Annotated in this window: 15 protein-coding genes; all 15 read left to right on the forward strand. The window is 51.1% G+C overall.

Annotated elements, in window-relative coordinates:
• Nucleotides 1–41: 41 nt before the first annotated feature.
• On the forward strand, nucleotides 42–1016 hold the full coding sequence (gene pfkA / locus ACLTOH_RS13600; protein WP_117464717.1) for a 6-phosphofructokinase: 975 nt from the start codon (nucleotides 42–44) through the stop codon (nucleotides 1014–1016).
• A 295-nt stretch (nucleotides 1017–1311) separates the two neighbouring features.
• Nucleotides 1312–2121, forward strand: coding sequence for a TrmH family RNA methyltransferase (locus ACLTOH_RS13605; RefSeq protein WP_412224258.1), 810 nt, complete (start codon nucleotides 1312–1314; stop codon nucleotides 2119–2121).
• A gap of 323 nt (nucleotides 2122–2444) precedes the next feature.
• Nucleotides 2445–3242: a pyrroline-5-carboxylate reductase gene (gene proC, locus ACLTOH_RS13610; protein WP_412224259.1), complete on the forward strand. Its 798-nt coding sequence runs from the start codon at nucleotides 2445–2447 to the stop codon at nucleotides 3240–3242.
• A 273-nt stretch (nucleotides 3243–3515) separates the two neighbouring features.
• Nucleotides 3516–4595 carry a cell wall hydrolase gene (locus ACLTOH_RS13615; RefSeq protein WP_118730659.1) on the forward strand — a complete coding sequence of 360 codons (1080 nt, stop codon included), beginning with the start codon at nucleotides 3516–3518 and terminating at the stop codon, nucleotides 4593–4595.
• Nucleotides 4596–4804: 209 nt separating this feature from the next.
• Entirely contained in the window at nucleotides 4805–5284 is a 480-nt protein-coding gene (locus tag ACLTOH_RS13620) for an NfeD family protein (protein WP_022311897.1), read from the forward strand.
• Between the two features lie 81 nt (nucleotides 5285–5365).
• On the forward strand, nucleotides 5366–6289 hold the full coding sequence (locus ACLTOH_RS13625) for an SPFH domain-containing protein (protein WP_022311896.1): 924 nt from the start codon (nucleotides 5366–5368) through the stop codon (nucleotides 6287–6289).
• Nucleotides 6290–6535: 246 nt separating this feature from the next.
• Nucleotides 6536–7519, forward strand: coding sequence for an ornithine carbamoyltransferase (gene argF / locus ACLTOH_RS13630; protein WP_148446306.1), 984 nt, complete (start codon nucleotides 6536–6538; stop codon nucleotides 7517–7519).
• 2 nt (nucleotides 7520–7521) lie between these two features.
• Entirely contained in the window at nucleotides 7522–8559 is a 1038-nt protein-coding gene (locus tag ACLTOH_RS13635; RefSeq protein WP_412224262.1) for a biotin--[acetyl-CoA-carboxylase] ligase, read from the forward strand.
• Between the two features lie 121 nt (nucleotides 8560–8680).
• Nucleotides 8681–9043, forward strand: a complete 363-nt coding sequence (locus ACLTOH_RS13640; protein WP_022311894.1) for a DUF6145 family protein — start codon at nucleotides 8681–8683, stop codon at nucleotides 9041–9043.
• Nucleotides 9040–9810 (forward strand): type III pantothenate kinase, encoded by a 771-nt coding sequence (locus ACLTOH_RS13645; protein ID WP_022311893.1) that lies wholly within the window; start codon nucleotides 9040–9042, stop codon nucleotides 9808–9810. Before ACLTOH_RS13640 ends, ACLTOH_RS13645 begins: the two co-directional genes overlap by 4 nt.
• Nucleotides 9811–9822: 12 nt before the next feature.
• Complete coding sequence (locus tag ACLTOH_RS13650; RefSeq protein ID WP_412224260.1) at nucleotides 9823–11409, forward strand: hypothetical protein; 1587 nt, start codon at nucleotides 9823–9825, stop codon at nucleotides 11407–11409.
• On the forward strand, nucleotides 11406–12380 hold the full coding sequence (gene dusB, locus ACLTOH_RS13655; protein ID WP_022311891.1) for a tRNA dihydrouridine synthase DusB: 975 nt from the start codon (nucleotides 11406–11408) through the stop codon (nucleotides 12378–12380). The genes ACLTOH_RS13650 and dusB overlap by 4 nt, the downstream gene beginning before the upstream one ends.
• Nucleotides 12381–12483: 103 nt before the next feature.
• The gene (locus ACLTOH_RS13660; RefSeq protein ID WP_145985583.1) at nucleotides 12484–13380 is read left to right on the forward strand and encodes a hypothetical protein; all 897 of its coding nucleotides are present in this window, start codon (nucleotides 12484–12486) and stop codon (nucleotides 13378–13380) included.
• A 62-nt stretch (nucleotides 13381–13442) separates the two neighbouring features.
• Nucleotides 13443–13931 (forward strand): transcription elongation factor GreA, encoded by a 489-nt coding sequence (gene greA, locus ACLTOH_RS13665; RefSeq protein WP_022311889.1) that lies wholly within the window; start codon nucleotides 13443–13445, stop codon nucleotides 13929–13931.
• A 27-nt stretch (nucleotides 13932–13958) separates the two neighbouring features.
• The coding region (gene lysS / locus ACLTOH_RS13670; RefSeq protein ID WP_412224261.1) for a lysine--tRNA ligase at nucleotides 13959–15498 on the forward strand (1540 nt) is incomplete at its 3' end.

Genomic DNA, 15498 nt, shown 5'->3' on the forward strand with positions numbered 1-15498 from the left:
AAGAGAAAACTATTCGTTCGTTTACTTAGGAGGTAACAGTCATGGCAAAAGAGATTAAGACGATCGGCGTATTGACCAGCGGCGGTGATGCACCGGGAATGAACGCTGCTATTCGTGCAGTTGTTCGTACAGCCATTGCAAGAGGACTGAAGGTTAAGGGAATCAAAAAAGGCTATCAGGGTCTTTTGAATGAAGAGATCATAGATATGGAAGCCAAGGACGTATCCGATATCATTCAGCGCGGTGGTACGATCTTAGGAACCGCACGTTGTCTGGAGTTCAAGGAAGCGGAAGGACAGAAGAAGGGTGCTGAGATCTGCAGAAAGCACGGTATCGACGGTATCGTTGTCATCGGCGGTGACGGTTCTTACCGTGGTGCACAGGCACTGTCCAGACTTGGTATTAATACTATCGGTCTTCCCGGAACCATCGACCTGGATATTGCATGTACCGAGTACACAATCGGTTTCGATACTGCTGTCAACACAGCAATGCAGGCAATCGACAAGGTTAAGGATACTTCTTCCTCTCATGAGAGATGCAGTATCATCGAGGTAATGGGCAGAAATGCCGGTTATATCGCTCTGTGGTGCGGTATTGCCAACGGTGCCGAGGATATCCTGCTTCCCGAGAAGTACGATTACAACGAACAGAATATTATCAATAATATCATTACCAACCGTAAGCATGGTAAGACCCATCATATCATCATCAATGCCGAGGGAATCGGACATTCCACTTCCATGGCCCGGCGTATCGAGGCTGCTACCGGTATTGAGACCCGTGCTACGATCTTAGGTTACATGCAGCGTGGCGGAAGCCCTACTGCCAAGGATCGTTACTATGCATCTATCATGGGTGCTTACGCAGTAGATATCATGCTGGAAGGCAAGACCAACCGTGTCGTAGGTTATCAGCACGGTGAGTTCATCGATTTCGATATCGAAGAGGCTTTGCAGATGCAGAAGGGCATCAATGAGTACCAGTTCGAGGTATCTCATCTGCTGTCCATCTAATTTAATTTAACAGTTCAGACTGCGAAGCAGGCACTTTTATAAATAAGAGTGTCTGAACGGATATGAAGACAAAGGCGTTTCCCATTGCGTGGAAATGCCTTTTTGACTATAATAAACTCATCCATAGAATGCATCCCGACTGCTTGCAGGCAGGGGATCATTCTATGAGAGGAGTAAACAAACATAAGTAAGTAGGGCGATTAGCCCGGATTACGCATGTTTGTTATGGTTTCGAGAGTTCGCAGAACGGAGAAACCATATTATTATGATGTTTAGGAGCGGTTAGCAGACAGATATGATCACAAGCAACAACAATGCAAAAGTAAAACAGGTGGTGCAGTGGCAGACCAAGGCAAAGGAGCGCCGCAAGGATCACGTATTTCTGGCAGAAGGTGTCAGAATGTGTGAGGAGGCTCCGGTAAAAAACGTGCGGGAGGTCTACCTTACGGAAGAACTGGAGCAAAAGATCCGGCAGAATGCACAGAATGGAGACGCGGCATTCTGGGACAAGCTGCAGCAGACCGGTTACGAGACCGTCTCCACGGAAGTTTTTGCCAAAATGGCGGATACCCAGACCCCCCAGGGCATTCTGACAGTGCTGGAACAACCGGTCTATGACCTGACACAGCTGTTGGAACAGCCGGATCCTTTATTCCTGATGCTGGAAAATCTGCAGGATCCGGGCAATCTGGGAACCATGATCCGTACCGGAGAAGGAGCAGGGATAACGGGTGTTATCATGAACAACCAGACGGTTGATATCTTTAATCCCAAGACCATCCGTGCCACCATGGGGTCTATTTTCCGGGTACCCTTTGTCTACGTGCCAGATCTGGCACCGGTGCTGGAACAGATGCATGCAAAAGGTATCCACACCTATGCGGCACACTTGAAAGGACAGGAATACTACGATTCCTTTTCTTTCCGGGAACCTACGGCGTTCCTCATCGGCAACGAAGGAAACGGCTTATCCAAGGAAATCTCCGACCAGGCAGGACAGTATCTCAAGATCCCCATGGAGGGCAGGGTGGAATCCCTGAATGCCTCCATTGCAGCGGCCCTTCTGATGTACGAGGCCCACAGACAGCGAAGCGCAAGACTGTAACTATCCCGGACCCATTTGCCTTATAGATATTATCAAATGCCAGGCATTCGATGCGCAGCCGATAATATTTACATGGCTCTGAATAATTATGATGTCGGGGTCAAAAGGTCTAAGCCCACATGAGCTTGCTCATAGGTGGGTGAAAGACCTTAGGACCCGCCCCGATATGAGCATAAAAGTGGGATGATAATCCCACGATATGCGAATATTGGGTAGGATTGTGGGAGTGCGTAGCACGGAACAATCCGTAGGCATCAAAGTCGGGGGCTTTTGACCCCGACATCATAATAATAGAAGAAAGACAGAACAGGAGGAAAGATATCATGAAGATCGGATTTATCGGACTGGGAAATATGGCCACTGCCATGATCGGAGGAATGTTGCAAAAAGGAATTGCAGCTCCGGAGGACATCATTGGTTCAGCCAGAACGGAAACAACAGTAGAAAAAGTTAAAACAAAATTTAATATTAACACAACAACGGATAACAAAATCGTAGCGGCACAGGCAGACATTCTGTTCCTGGCAGTGAAACCCATCTTTTTCCCGGAGGTGATCGACCAGATCAAAGATGTCGTGGCAGAGGATACCCTGATCGTCAGCATTGCGGCAGGAAGAACTCTGGACTATCTGAAAGAGGCTTTCGGCAGACCGGAATTGAAGCTGATCCGCTGCATGCCCAATACTCCGGCACTGGTACTGGAAGGCTGCACCGGCGTCTGTGCGGAAGAAAACGTCACGGAGGAAGACATGGAGCAGGTACTGGCACTGTTACGTTCCTTCGGCATTGCCAGTGTGGTACCGGAACGGCTGATGGATGTAGTCGTAGGTGTCAGCGGTAGCTCCCCGGCCTATGTGTTCATGTTCATTGAAGCCATGGCAGACGAGGCAGTAGCCGCCGGAATGTCCAGAAAACAGGCTTATGAATTCGCAGCACAATCCGTCCTTGGCAGTGCCAGGATGGTGCTGGAGACCGGCAGACATCCCGGAGAACTGAAGGACATGGTGTGCTCCCCCGGTGGAACCACGATCCAGGCAGTCAAGGTACTGGAGGAAAAAGGCATGCGCGCCGCTGTCATGGATGCCATGGATGCCTGCATTGAGAAGTCCAAAAGCATGTAGTGACAGCTCGACCATGAACAGAGTCGAGAGCAAAATCATGTTAACATGATTTTGCGAATGGCGCAAACCGAGCAGTCATGGCTAAATAGCGCCCAAAGTCCCAAAACTTGACAAAAATTTTGTCATCTGTTATGATATCTCGCGTAACAAATTTAATATTTTTGTAACAAACCGGTGAAAATCTTAATAATTTCAGCATATACTATTCACTGGTGAGATCCACAGGTATCACACCCATCGGGGAATCTTCCTGTGGGAAAGGCGTGTATCAAGATGACAAAAAGCAGAAGAATGCTGGTTGTATGCGTAGGACTGCTCTGTTCTCTCTTCCTGAGCATGCAGATGAGCATGACCGCACAGGCGGGCAATACAAAAAATTATGTAAATGATCTGAACGGTGGTATTGCATCCATCCTGGATCCCGGTTCCAGGAACAGCACTGAGGTGATCAACGCTACGGTGAAGGAACTGAACCTGACCTTCCCGGCAGAGGAAGAGATCAGTTCCGGTCTGGTCATGGCGAACGTAAGGGATGCCGTGAATGTAAGAAGCGATGCCAGCGAGGAAGCATCCAAGGTCGGTAAACTCTACAAGGACTGTGGAGGTACCATCCTGGAGCGTAAGGACGGCTGGACCAAGATCCAGTCCGGCACTCTGATCGGCTGGGCAAAGGACGAATATCTCCTGTTCGGAGATGACGCCAGAGCACTGGCCAACGATGTAGGCAGGATGATCGCACAGATCAATACGGAGACCCTCCGTGTGAGAACGGAAGCGGATCAGGAAGCCGGTGTCCTGGGACTTCTTCCCAAGGGAGACATCGCAGATGTAGTAGACAACAGCAACCCGGAATGGGTCTGTATTGACTACGAAGGCGCAGACGGTTATGTGGCTGCGGAATATGTAACTGTAGATTTCCAGATCGACTCCGGTGAGACACTGGAGGAGATCAAGGCAAGAGAAGCCGCAGAGCGTGAAGCAAAGCGTCACGTCAACTACGGCGAATATACCACCGATGCGGATACCACGCAGCTGCTGGCCGCACTGGTACAGTGTGAAGCAGGCTGTGAAAGCTACGAAGGCCAGCTGGCGGTAGCGTCCGTAGTTATGAACCGTGTAAGAAGCGGAGCATATCCCAATAGTATCCACGGTGTTATCTACGCCTCCGGACAGTTTACTCCAGCACTGAACGGTAAGGTAAATACCGTATACGAATCCGGCAGGATCTCCGCAAGCTGTGTTCAGGCAGCCCAGGAAGCCATCTCCGGTGTCTCCAATGTAGGAGACATGACCCACTTCAGACGTAACAACGGCCGTGACGGACTGGTCATCGGTAACCACGTCTTCTACTAAGTGGCACACAAAAGAACAGCGCATACAACAGAGACGGTATCCCGGAACAGGGGTACCGTCTTTTAACGTACAGGCAGGAGCCGATCCGCCGGATGAAATGAGGAATGAGAAGAGCACAATAGAATCCCGTATCGTGCACCAATAGCTGTTGTCACAGAAGAATATTTGTAGTACACTGGATACAACTACAAAACCAAAGGAGTGATCACATGAGTGAAATGGTAACCTTGTGGCTTGTGGTATTGATCGTATCGATCGGTGTGGAGGTCGCCACTCTGGGACTGACGAGCATCTGGTTCGCCGGAGGCGCCGTTGTGGCAGTGATTGCCGCCGCATTGCAGGCACCGATCTGGTTGCAGATCCTGTTATTTTTTGCAGTGTCTCTGCTGCTGTTATTTTTCACCAGACCTGTCGCAGTCAGATATTTCAACAAAGACCGCGTAAGGACGAATGTGGAAAGTATGATCGGCAGACAGGCAATCGTGACCAGTGAGATCGACAATCTGCAGGGCATCGGACAGGTAACGGTGGGCGGCCAGGAGTGGAGCGCCAGAACCGAAAAAGACGGACTGAATCTACAGCCCGGAACGGTGGTAGACATCATGGCAGTCAGTGGTGTCAAGCTGATCGTCAAGGTGGATCCGCAGATGACGAAGGTCACCGGGGAAGTACCGGAGTCACAGAATTAAGAATCGTGTAACACGGATACATGAGGGAAAAGCGCGTACAGAGGTACGCAGCGTACACGAATGTACGCAGAAGGAGGAAAAATGGTAGCATTAATCATTATTGTCGTTTTAGTATTATGGATCTGTGTATCCTGTATCAAGATCGTGCCTCAGGCACAGGCCTACGTGATCGAACGTCTGGGTGCTTATCAGTCCACCTGGAATGTAGGATTCAATCTGAAGATCCCGTTCATCGATAAGGTAGCCAGAAAAGTCAATTTAAAAGAGCAGGTAGCGGATTTCCCACCCCAGCCCGTAATCACCAAGGATAACGTAACCATGCGGATCGATACCGTAGTCTTTTACCAGATCACAGATCCCAAGCTGTTCACCTACGGTGTAGAGAATCCCATGATGGCTATTGAGAATCTGACCGCCACCACCCTGCGTAATATCATCGGTGACCTGGAACTGGACCAGACCCTGACTTCCCGTGAGACCATCAACACCAAGATGCGTGCGGCACTGGATATCGCCACCGATCCCTGGGGTATCAAGGTCAACCGTGTGGAGCTGAAGAACATCATCCCTCCCGCAGAGATCCAGAATGCCATGGAGAAGCAGATGAAGGCAGAGCGTGAGAGACGTGAAGCTGTTACCCGTGCAGAAGGTGAGAAGAAGGCTAAGATCCTGGAGGCAGAAGGTGCCAAGGAGTCCGCAATCCTTCGTGCAGAGGCAGATAAGCAGGCAGCCATCCTTCGTGCGGAAGCTGAGAAGGAGAAGATGATCCGCGAGGCAGAAGGTGAAGCCGAAGCCATCCTCAAGGTACAGCAGGCAAATGCCGACGGTATCAAGATGCTGAAGGAAGCAGGCGCAGATGCCGCAGTCCTGAAGTTAAAGAGCCTGGAAGCTTTTGAAAAGGTAGCTGACGGCCAGGCCACCACCATCCTGCTGCCCGCAGAGCTGCAGGGCATTGCCAGCGTGGCAGAGACCTTCAAGGCAGCCGCAGGCAAAAAGGCAGAATAAGTAAACTAAAAAACGATAAACCAAAGCCACTTTCCGGGAAATACGGAGGGTGGCTTTTTTATGTCGGATTCACAAAAAACAATGACGGGGGATAAACGCGAGGGGTTGAAAAACACAGAATAATGAAGTATATTGATTACATATAGCTTGTTACAGGCAACGTTCGTAACAGGGATATCAATGGACAAAATCAGAAAACAGAGGCTGCGGGCGCAAGGCCGGAAAGCTTCGGAAAAGAGGAGTATTATGGATTTAAAGGGACGCGATTTTTTGAAATTACTGGACTTTACACCGGAAGAGATCGAATATCTGCTGGATCTGGCGGCAGACCTGAAGGATAAGAAGAAAAAAGGAATCCCCGTAGATACTCTCCGAGGCAAGAATGTAGCGCTGATCTTTGAGAAGACCAGTACCCGTACCAGATGTGCTTTTGAAGTGGCAGCCCATGATCTGGGAATGGGAACGACTTATCTGGATCCCACCGGATCCCAGATCGGCAAAAAGGAAAGCATTGCCGATACTGCCAGAGTACTGGCAGGCATGTTCGAGGGTATCGAATATCGTGGCTTCGGACAGGATATTGTGGAGGAACTGGCAAAATATTCCAAGGTGCCCGTATGGAACGGCCTGACCAACGAATTCCATCCCACCCAGATGCTGGCAGACCTTCTGACCATCCGTGAACATTTCGGACATCTGAAGGGAATCCGCATGACTTACATGGGAGACGCCCGTTACAACATGGGTAACTCTCTGATGGTAGCCTGCGCGAAGATGGGCATGCACTTTACCGCATGTACCACCGCAAAATATTTCCCGGCGAAGGAGCTGGTAGCGGAGTGTGAGGTCATTGCGGCACAGACCGGCGGCAGTATTACCCTGACCGAGGATGTGAAGGCGGGCACGAAGGATGTGGACGTGATATACACTGACGTGTGGGTATCCATGGGCGAGCCCGACGAAGTATGGACCGAGCGTATTAAGGAGCTGTCTCCTTATCAGGTGAATAAAGCAGTCATGGACAATGCCGGCGAGCAGGCCATTTTCATGCACTGTCTTCCTGCATTCCATGATCTGAAGACCAAGATCGGTGCCCAGATGGGTGAGCGTTTCGGCATCACTGAGATGGAAGTGACCGATGAAGTATTTGAATCCGGCCAGTCTCTGGTGTTTGAAGAGGCTGAGAACCGTATGCATACGATTAAGGCAGTGATGGCGGCGACTTTATGAGTATGAAAGCAAAGATTTTAGAGCTTCTTCGGGAAAAGAAGGATCGGGTGGCAGCAGGAGCACCGGAAAGCGAGGCCTATGTCTCCGGGCAGGAGCTCTGCGAGCAGTTCGGTGTATCGAGAACTGCGGTATGGAAAGCCATCGGACAACTGAAAAAAGAAGGCTATGTCATTGAAGCGGTACAGAACCGCGGCTACCGTCTGCTGGATCAGACGGAGGAAGTCTACAACCAGGCGGATATCCAGAGCAGATTAAAGACGAAATGGGTGGCACATCCTTTACAGTTTTTTGACAGTATCGATTCCACCAATATCCGTGCCAAACTGGAAGCGGAACAGGGCGCGGAGAGCGGCCTGTTGGTGGTGTCGGATATGCAGAGCGCCGGACGCGGCAGAAGAGGCCGGGGCTGGGAGAGCCCCGCAGGAACAAATATTTATTACACCCTGATGTTAAAACCGGATTTTTCATCGGACTGTGCACCGATGCTGACGTTAGTCATGGCACTGGCGGTGGCGAAGGGCATCCGGCAGACACTGCGCTGCGACAGCGAAGAGGCAGCAGCCAAAGTCGGGATCAAATGGCCCAACGACATTGTGGTGGACGGGAAAAAAGTCTGCGGCATTCTCACGGAGATGAGCATGGAGCAGGGGTATATCCAGCATATTGTGATTGGTGTGGGCATCAATGTGCGTAAGCAGGAATTTCCCGAGGAGATCCGGGACCGGGCAGCAGCCATTGATGAACAATGCGGCTTCCGCATTTCCCGCAGTCAGCTGATTGCGGATATTATGGAAGCCTTCGAGGAAGATTACGAGATCTTTTTACGGACCCATGACCTGAAAGGTCTGCGGGCCTCCTATGCGGAACTTCTGGTAAATCAGGACAGGGAAGTCTGCGTATTGGATCCCAAGGGTGAATACCGCGGCATTGCCAGAGGCATCAACGACCAGGGAGAGCTTCTGGTGGAGAGACCGGACGGCACTGTGGAGGAAGTCTATGCCGGAGAGGTATCGGTCCGCGGAATCTATGGGTATGTGTAGGCAGGTACAGCATTTTCCGGGATGGCAGAAGGCAGGACGGACAGCCGGATGAAAAGACCGGAATAAAAAGATTGGAATAGATAGTCCGTGACAGAATTGAGACAGAACAGGATATAGAACTATGGACGAGAACAAGATCGTACTCTGCGGCGCCAACGCCTATGAGAAGAAATATTATTTTAACGAAGAACAATTTAAGATGATTCCGGATTCCATCAAGCAGGAGCTGCATGTGATCTGCGTGCTCTTCACCGAGGAAGTGGGCGGTGTCTTTACCATTGCCTTTGAGGAGGATGGAAATGTGGTCATGGAGACCAATGCGGATGATGATGACATCTATTATGATGAGATCTCTTCCGGACTGTTGATCTCTGAGATCCGTAGGAACAGACAGGAGCTTTTCGAGTCCCTGAGTCTGTATTACCGTGTGTTTATCAAAAAAGAAGATGTATCCGCATTGCTGGATGAGGAGGACGATGAATGATTTTTGTCATTGATGTAGGCAACACGAATATGACCATGGGTGTCTTTCAGGGGAAAAAGCTGGAAGCCACCTTCCGGATCATGACGAAGACCCCCAGAACCTCAGATGAATACGGGATCATGATCACCCAGCTGCTAAAAAATAACGGTATCGAAGTGACGGACATCGAGGGAGTCATCATTGCCAGCGTAGTGCCAGATGTGATGCATTCCCTGACCAGTTCCATCATCCGTTATCTCAAGACAAAACCACTGATCGTGGGCCCCGGTGTGAAGAGCGGCATCAAGGTCGCTACCGAGGATCCCCGGGCCATCGGTGCGGACCGTATCGTGGATGCGGTGGCAGCTTATGTGAAATACGGCGGACCGGTGCTGGTACTGGATTTCGGTACGGCGACCACCTATGATCTGATCACGGAGGACGGACGTTTTACTGCAGGAATCACTGCTCCCGGTATCCGGATCAGTTCGGAGGCTCTGTGGAAAGAGACGGCGAAGCTGCCGAATATTGAGATCCGTAAGCCGAAGACCATCCTGGCACAGGAGACCATTACCAGTATGCAGGCAGGACTCATGTACGGTCAGATCGGTCAGACGGAATACATTATCCGCAAGGTAAAGGAAGAGAGCGGGCTTGCGGAGCTGAAGGTCGTGGCCACCGGAGGCTTAGGCCGTGCCATTGCGGACGAGACCGACAGCATTGATATCTATGACAGTTCTCTGACACTGGATGGACTGCGGATCATCTACGACAAGAACAGACGTTGATAGGGGAATGACATGATAAAGCTGGAAAAAGCAGCAACAAAGATTATGGCAGCCATCGGAACAGCAGTAATGCTGTTCCTGCTGTTTTATTCCTGGAAATATACGAAGAGGCTGGTGGAACCGGAATATTATCTGGATGAAAAAGACAGTATCCTCTGGAATGCTCTTGTCGGCGTAGTGCTGGTGGCGGTATGCGGGGCTCTGTCCGGAGTGATGAAAAAGATCCCGGCGTGGGCACTGCATCTGCTGGCAGTTCTGGGAGCTGTGACAGCAGTGATTCTAGGGATAAGGCTTGCGAGGGCCGCCGGAGCGGAGAGCATTGCGGACCAGTATTATGTGCAAAGAGCAGCTATGGCACTGGCGGACGGTGATGCGGAATGGGTGCTGGCACAGGATTACTATGGTATCTATCCGTTCCAGCTGGGACTGGCGGAGATCTTCGCCTTAATCTTCCGTGTGGCAGGCTCCACGGAACGGCTCGTGATCCAACAGGTACAGGCGGTCTGCGGAGGCATCACGCTGTATGTTGGATTTAGGATCGTGCGGGAACTGTCGGGAAGCAGGGCAGCGGAACTGCTGTATCTTGTGGCGGAGCTTTTGTTCCTGCCGGTGTATTGCTATGCTTTGTTTATCTATGGTGAGAGTATCGGAACCTGCAGCGTCCTGTGTGCCATCTGGTGTTACCTGATGGCCAACCGGCCGGAGGGAAAGGTGTGGCAGAAGGGACTACTGTGGAGTGCCGTCGCGTTGTTCATGGGACTGGCGTATGCGACCAGAAATGTATTGCTGGTGGTATGGATCGCCATGGTCATCATGCAGATCCTGGTGCTGCTTCGCAGTAAAAAATGGCAGGGACTGCCGGCGCTCTGCGTGGTGCTGGCAGTCATGCTGCTGGGGAAAACGACTCTCTGTCACATGGCGGAAGGACAGCTTGACCGGGAATATGGTTCCGGTGCTCCGTATGTTCTGTGGGTTGCCATGGGAATGCAGGAGAATCCCGACGCCCTGAAGGGGCCGGGAACCTACAATGACTATAATCTGGACACTTATCTGCAGGCCGGGTATGACAGCATAGAGGCAGCAGAAGTGGCCAAAGGAGATATCAGGCAGTGTCTGGCAAAATGGCAGGAGGATCCCGTGGCAGCCGTTACGTTTCTCAAGGAGAAACTGCTGATCCAGTGGATCGAGCCTACTTATTGCAGCTTTAACCAGACCAGATACCAGTACCGGCCGCAAGGCTGGGTGGAAGACCTCTATACCGGACAGGCCAATGAAAGAGCACTGGCATTCCTGAACCGTTTTCAGGGAATGGTATATCTGGCGGTTTTCGGATATTATTTGAGGATCCTGCTGGGAAAACTGAAAGGTGTACAGGTACTTCCGGGGATTATTTTTCTGGGCGGCTTTTTCATTACGATCCTCTGGGAGGCCAAGAGCCGTTATGTGTATCCCTATATCGTCATGATCCTTCCCAGCGCGGCATGCAGTATGGAGTATTACGGCCGTCTGCTGGCGGGTGGCATCGGGAGGATCGCAGGCGGTATTGTGAGTAGTAGGGAAAGGAAACAGAAACAAAAAGAAATAGGAAGGACAGCATGAAAAAATTACAGATTGGTAATGTGACCCTGGACAACCCGGTGATCCTGGCACCCATGGCGGGAGTATCCGACCTGCCGTTCCGCCTGCTTTGCAGGGAGATGGGAGCGGCGCTGGTGTGCATGGAAATGGTCAGTGCCAAAGCCATATATTATAACAATAAAAATACGGACAGTCTCATGGAGATCCATCCCGAGGAAGTGCCGGCTTCCCTGCAGCTGTTCGGCTCAGATCCCCAGATCCTTGCGGAGATGGCAAAACGGATCGAGGAACGTCCTTTTTCCATACTGGATCTGAATATGGGCTGCCCGGTGCCGAAGGTCGTGAACAATGGGGAAGGTTCGGCACTGATGAAGGATCCGAAGCTGGTGGAGCAGATTCTGACGGCACTGGTAAAGGCCATCAACAAACCGGTGACGGTAAAGATCCGCAAGGGCTTTGATGATGACCATGTCAATGCCGTGGAGATCGCGAAGATCGCGGAAGCCTGCGGTGTGGCGGCAGTGGCGGTGCACGGACGGACTAGAGCCCAGTACTACAGCGGACAGGCAGACTGGGATATTATCGCACAGGTGAAGGATGCAGTGAAGATTCCAGTGATCGGCAACGGGGATGTGGACAGTCCGGAAAAAGCAAAAGCCATTCTGGAACAGACCGGCTGCGATGGTGTCATGATCGGCCGGGCGGCAGAGGGCAATCCCTGGATTTTCCGGGAGGTAGTGTCGTATCTTGCGAACGGCACGATCCCGGCAAGACCCACGAACCGGGAGAAGCGGGAAATGATCCTGCGCCATGCGGCATTGCAGCTGGAATACAAGGGAGAATACACCGGTGTCCGGGAGATGCGCAAGCACCTGTCCTGGTATACGGTGGGAATGCCCCATTCCGCTCATTTCCGCCAGACCATCAATACCATGGAGAAAATGGACGAACTGATCCGGGGAGTGCAGGAAATCTTTCCGGACGAAGTGTAGTGCGGATTTTGGATACAGCAATGCATTATGAGGCAGACCTTGCATGATATGATGTTGTGCGCGGTGTGGTGCATATAATTGGGATGACTGCATACAATGAAGCATGGACACTATTTTGTATCTCTATCCGGCGCGACGGACAGCGATGTGCGGGACACCGCCGGAGGAAAAAGCGGAACTGCGCCGGGGAAAACTGAAGAAATTTTTGCCCTTCCTGTGGAAAAAGGGAGAAGACCGGCATCCTGTGGTGACTGTGAGCCGGACGGAATATTTTTTCCCGGACTATCATCTGGTCAGAGTGTCGGTAGCCAGAACGGAAGGCATGGATAAAGAACAGGCGGAGCTGGCACTCACGGAGCTAAAGCTCACGGAGCTAAAGCTCCGGGAACAATTACAGGAACTGACAGAGGATCCGGATCACACCTATGTGGTGTGCCGTGAGCCTCTTTCTTTTTATTTCGGAAGGGAATTCCGGGATTATCTGCAACAGGAGTGGATCGAACATCTGCTGCGCTACGGGGAGAGACCGGGCGGCTATCCGGCGTGGCCGGATCTGGTTCTGCTGGGGAGAAATCCGTATCTGCCTTATGTCGTGCTCCGCTATGCTGCCAGATTGCAGAGCATGAAATGGTATCTTACGGAAAGAGAATACCGGGAGGAGGAAGAGTGGCTGACCGGGGAACTGGAGGATGAGTACGGTCTGATCCCGGAGATCCGGCTGCTTGCGGAAACTGCGGACTACGGACGAGTACGGCTGCAGGGGACGAAACCCTGCGTGGTACTGGATTTTTGCGACAATGAAAAGGTCTACGGCGGCGGACTGGCAGCAGGCAGTATCTGGCTGGATTTTCCGGCATCGGAGGACAAGGAGCACCGGGCCCTGGTACAATGTCCGCAGATCCGTTATTTTTCCATGAAAAAAGAGTGGAAAGACCCTCGAAAAGCCCAGGAATACCTTGACACCATCAGCAAAAATGGGTATAATAACTCGGTTGATTAGGCTAGTATAGTTGCCGGGAGTGTCGGCAGTACAAAATATAGAAAACAGGAAGGTGCGGTATCATGCAGGAAAAGAAAAACATTTTGACCTACGAAGGCCTCAGAAAATATGAGGAAGAGTTACACGATCTGAAGGTGGTAAAGCGTCAGGAAGTAGCCCAGAAGATCAAGGAAGCAAGAGAGCAGGGAGACCTGTCCGAGAATGCTGAGTACGATGCAGCGAAGGATGAGCAGAGAGACATCGAAGCCCGTATCGAAGAACTGGAGAAGATCCTGAAGAACGCAGAAGTCGTTGTAGAGGATGAGGTAGATCTGGACAAGATCAACATCGGATGTATCGTTAAGATTCTGGATGTGGAGTATAGTGAAGAACTGGAGTACAAGATCGTAGGTTCCACCGAGGCCAACAGCTTAAAGGGTAAGATTTCCAACGAAAGCCCCGTAGGTAAGGCACTGATCGGTCATAAGGTCGGCGATACCGTAGAAGTAGAGACACCCGCAGGTGTATTCGCATATAAGATTCTGGAGATCCAGAGAAGTAACGTTGAGTAAGTAAGACAGAGTAAGGAGTGGAAAAAAGTGGCAGATACACAGAACACAAATGTACAGGAGCAGGATATTCATCAGCTGCTTAAGGTAAAGCGCGAGAAGCTGGCGAACCTGCAGGAAGCAGGCAAGGATCCTTTTCAGATCACCAAATATGATGTGACCCATCACAGCACCGATATCAAGAACAATTTCGAGGAACTGGAAGGCAAGACCGTCCGCATCGCCGGACGTGTGATGTCCAAACGTGTCATGGGTAAGGCATCCTTCTGTAATGTACAGGATCTGCCCGGCAATATCCAGGTATATGTAGCAAGAGACAGCATCGGAGAAGAGTCCTATGCGGATTTCAAAAAATATGATGTGGGCGATATCGTAGGTATCGAGGGCGAAGTCTTCAAGACCAAGACCGGCGAGATCTCCGTACATGCGGCAAAGGTAACACTGCTGTCCAAGAGCTTACAGATCCTGCCTGAGAAGTTCCACGGCCTGACCAATACCGATATCCGTTATCGTCAGCGTTATACCGACCTGATCATGAATCAGGATGTTAAGGATACTTTCGTAAAGCGTTCTAAGATCATCAGTGCCATCCGCCGTTATCTGGACGGACAGGGTTTCCTGGAAGTAGAGACCCCCATGCTGGTATCCAATGCCGGCGGTGCGGCAGCAAGACCTTTCGAGACCCATTACAATGCGCTGGATGAGGACGTGAAGCTGCGTATCTCCCTGGAGCTGTACCTGAAGAGACTGATCGTCGGTGGCATGGAGCGTGTCTTCGAGATCGGCCGTGTATTCCGTAACGAAGGTCTGGACACCAGACACAATCCGGAATTCACACTGATGGAGCTGTACCAGGCATACACCGACTATTACGGAATGATGGATCTGACTGAGAACATGTTCCGCTATGTGGCACAGGAAGTATGCGGTACTACCGTGATCCCTTACGCAGAAGAGACCATCGACCTGGGCAAGCCTTTCGAGAGACTGACCATGGTAGATGCTGTCAAGAAATACGCAGGCGTTGACTTCGACCAGATTCCCGATACCGCTGCAGCGAAGAAGCTGGCAGACGAGAAGGGTGTGCACTACGAAGAGCGTCATGCCAAGGGCGATATCCTGAACCTGTTCTTCGAGGAGTTCGTAGAAGAGCATCTGATCCAGCCCGTATTCATCATGGATCATCCGGTAGAGATCTCTCCTCTGACCAAGAGAAAGCCGGACAAGCCTGATTATGTAGAGCGCTTCGAGCTGTTCATCTACGGACGTGAAATGTGTAATGCTTATTCCGAGTTAAATGACCCCATCGACCAGAGAGAGCGTTTCAAGGCGCAGGAAGCTGCACTGGCAGCAGGCGATGAGGAAGCCAATACGACCGATGAAGATTTCATGAACGCACTGGAGATCGGTATGCCTCCTACCGGCGGTATCGGTTACGGTATCGACCGTCTGGTAATGCTGCTGACCAACTCTCCTGCGATCCGTGATGTTCTGCTCTTCCCGACAATGAAGTCGTTAGATGGTGTAAATAAGAAAAATGATGTAAATAATACAGCTTCTGAAGCACCTG

Source organism: Waltera sp., assembly GCF_046969025.1.
GTDB classification, from domain to species: Bacteria; Bacillota; Clostridia; order Lachnospirales; family Lachnospiraceae; genus Acetatifactor; species Acetatifactor acetigignens.

Excerpts from the sequence above, each read along its gene's own strand:
- ACLTOH_RS13640 (WP_022311894.1), top strand. The coding sequence starts at position 8,681 with ATGGACGAGAACAAGATCGTACTCTGCGGCGCCAACGCCTATGAGAAG.
- ACLTOH_RS13660 (WP_145985583.1), top strand. The coding sequence starts at position 12,484 with ATGGACACTATTTTGTATCTCTATCCGGCGCGACGGACAGCGATGTGC.
- ACLTOH_RS13645 (WP_022311893.1), top strand. The coding sequence starts at position 9,040 with ATGATTTTTGTCATTGATGTAGGCAACACGAATATGACCATGGGTGTC.
- argF (WP_148446306.1), top strand. The coding sequence starts at position 6,536 with ATGGATTTAAAGGGACGCGATTTTTTGAAATTACTGGACTTTACACCG.
- ACLTOH_RS13650 (WP_412224260.1), top strand. The coding sequence starts at position 9,823 with ATGATAAAGCTGGAAAAAGCAGCAACAAAGATTATGGCAGCCATCGGA.
- ACLTOH_RS13625 (WP_022311896.1), top strand. The coding sequence starts at position 5,366 with ATGGTAGCATTAATCATTATTGTCGTTTTAGTATTATGGATCTGTGTA.
- greA (WP_022311889.1), top strand. The coding sequence starts at position 13,443 with ATGCAGGAAAAGAAAAACATTTTGACCTACGAAGGCCTCAGAAAATAT.
- pfkA (WP_117464717.1), top strand. The coding sequence starts at position 42 with ATGGCAAAAGAGATTAAGACGATCGGCGTATTGACCAGCGGCGGTGAT.
- ACLTOH_RS13605 (WP_412224258.1), top strand. The coding sequence starts at position 1,312 with ATGATCACAAGCAACAACAATGCAAAAGTAAAACAGGTGGTGCAGTGG.
- ACLTOH_RS13615 (WP_118730659.1), top strand. The coding sequence starts at position 3,516 with ATGACAAAAAGCAGAAGAATGCTGGTTGTATGCGTAGGACTGCTCTGT.
- ACLTOH_RS13635 (WP_412224262.1), top strand. The coding sequence starts at position 7,522 with ATGAAAGCAAAGATTTTAGAGCTTCTTCGGGAAAAGAAGGATCGGGTG.
- dusB (WP_022311891.1), top strand. The coding sequence starts at position 11,406 with ATGAAAAAATTACAGATTGGTAATGTGACCCTGGACAACCCGGTGATC.
- proC (WP_412224259.1), top strand. The coding sequence starts at position 2,445 with ATGAAGATCGGATTTATCGGACTGGGAAATATGGCCACTGCCATGATC.
- ACLTOH_RS13620 (WP_022311897.1), top strand. The coding sequence starts at position 4,805 with ATGAGTGAAATGGTAACCTTGTGGCTTGTGGTATTGATCGTATCGATC.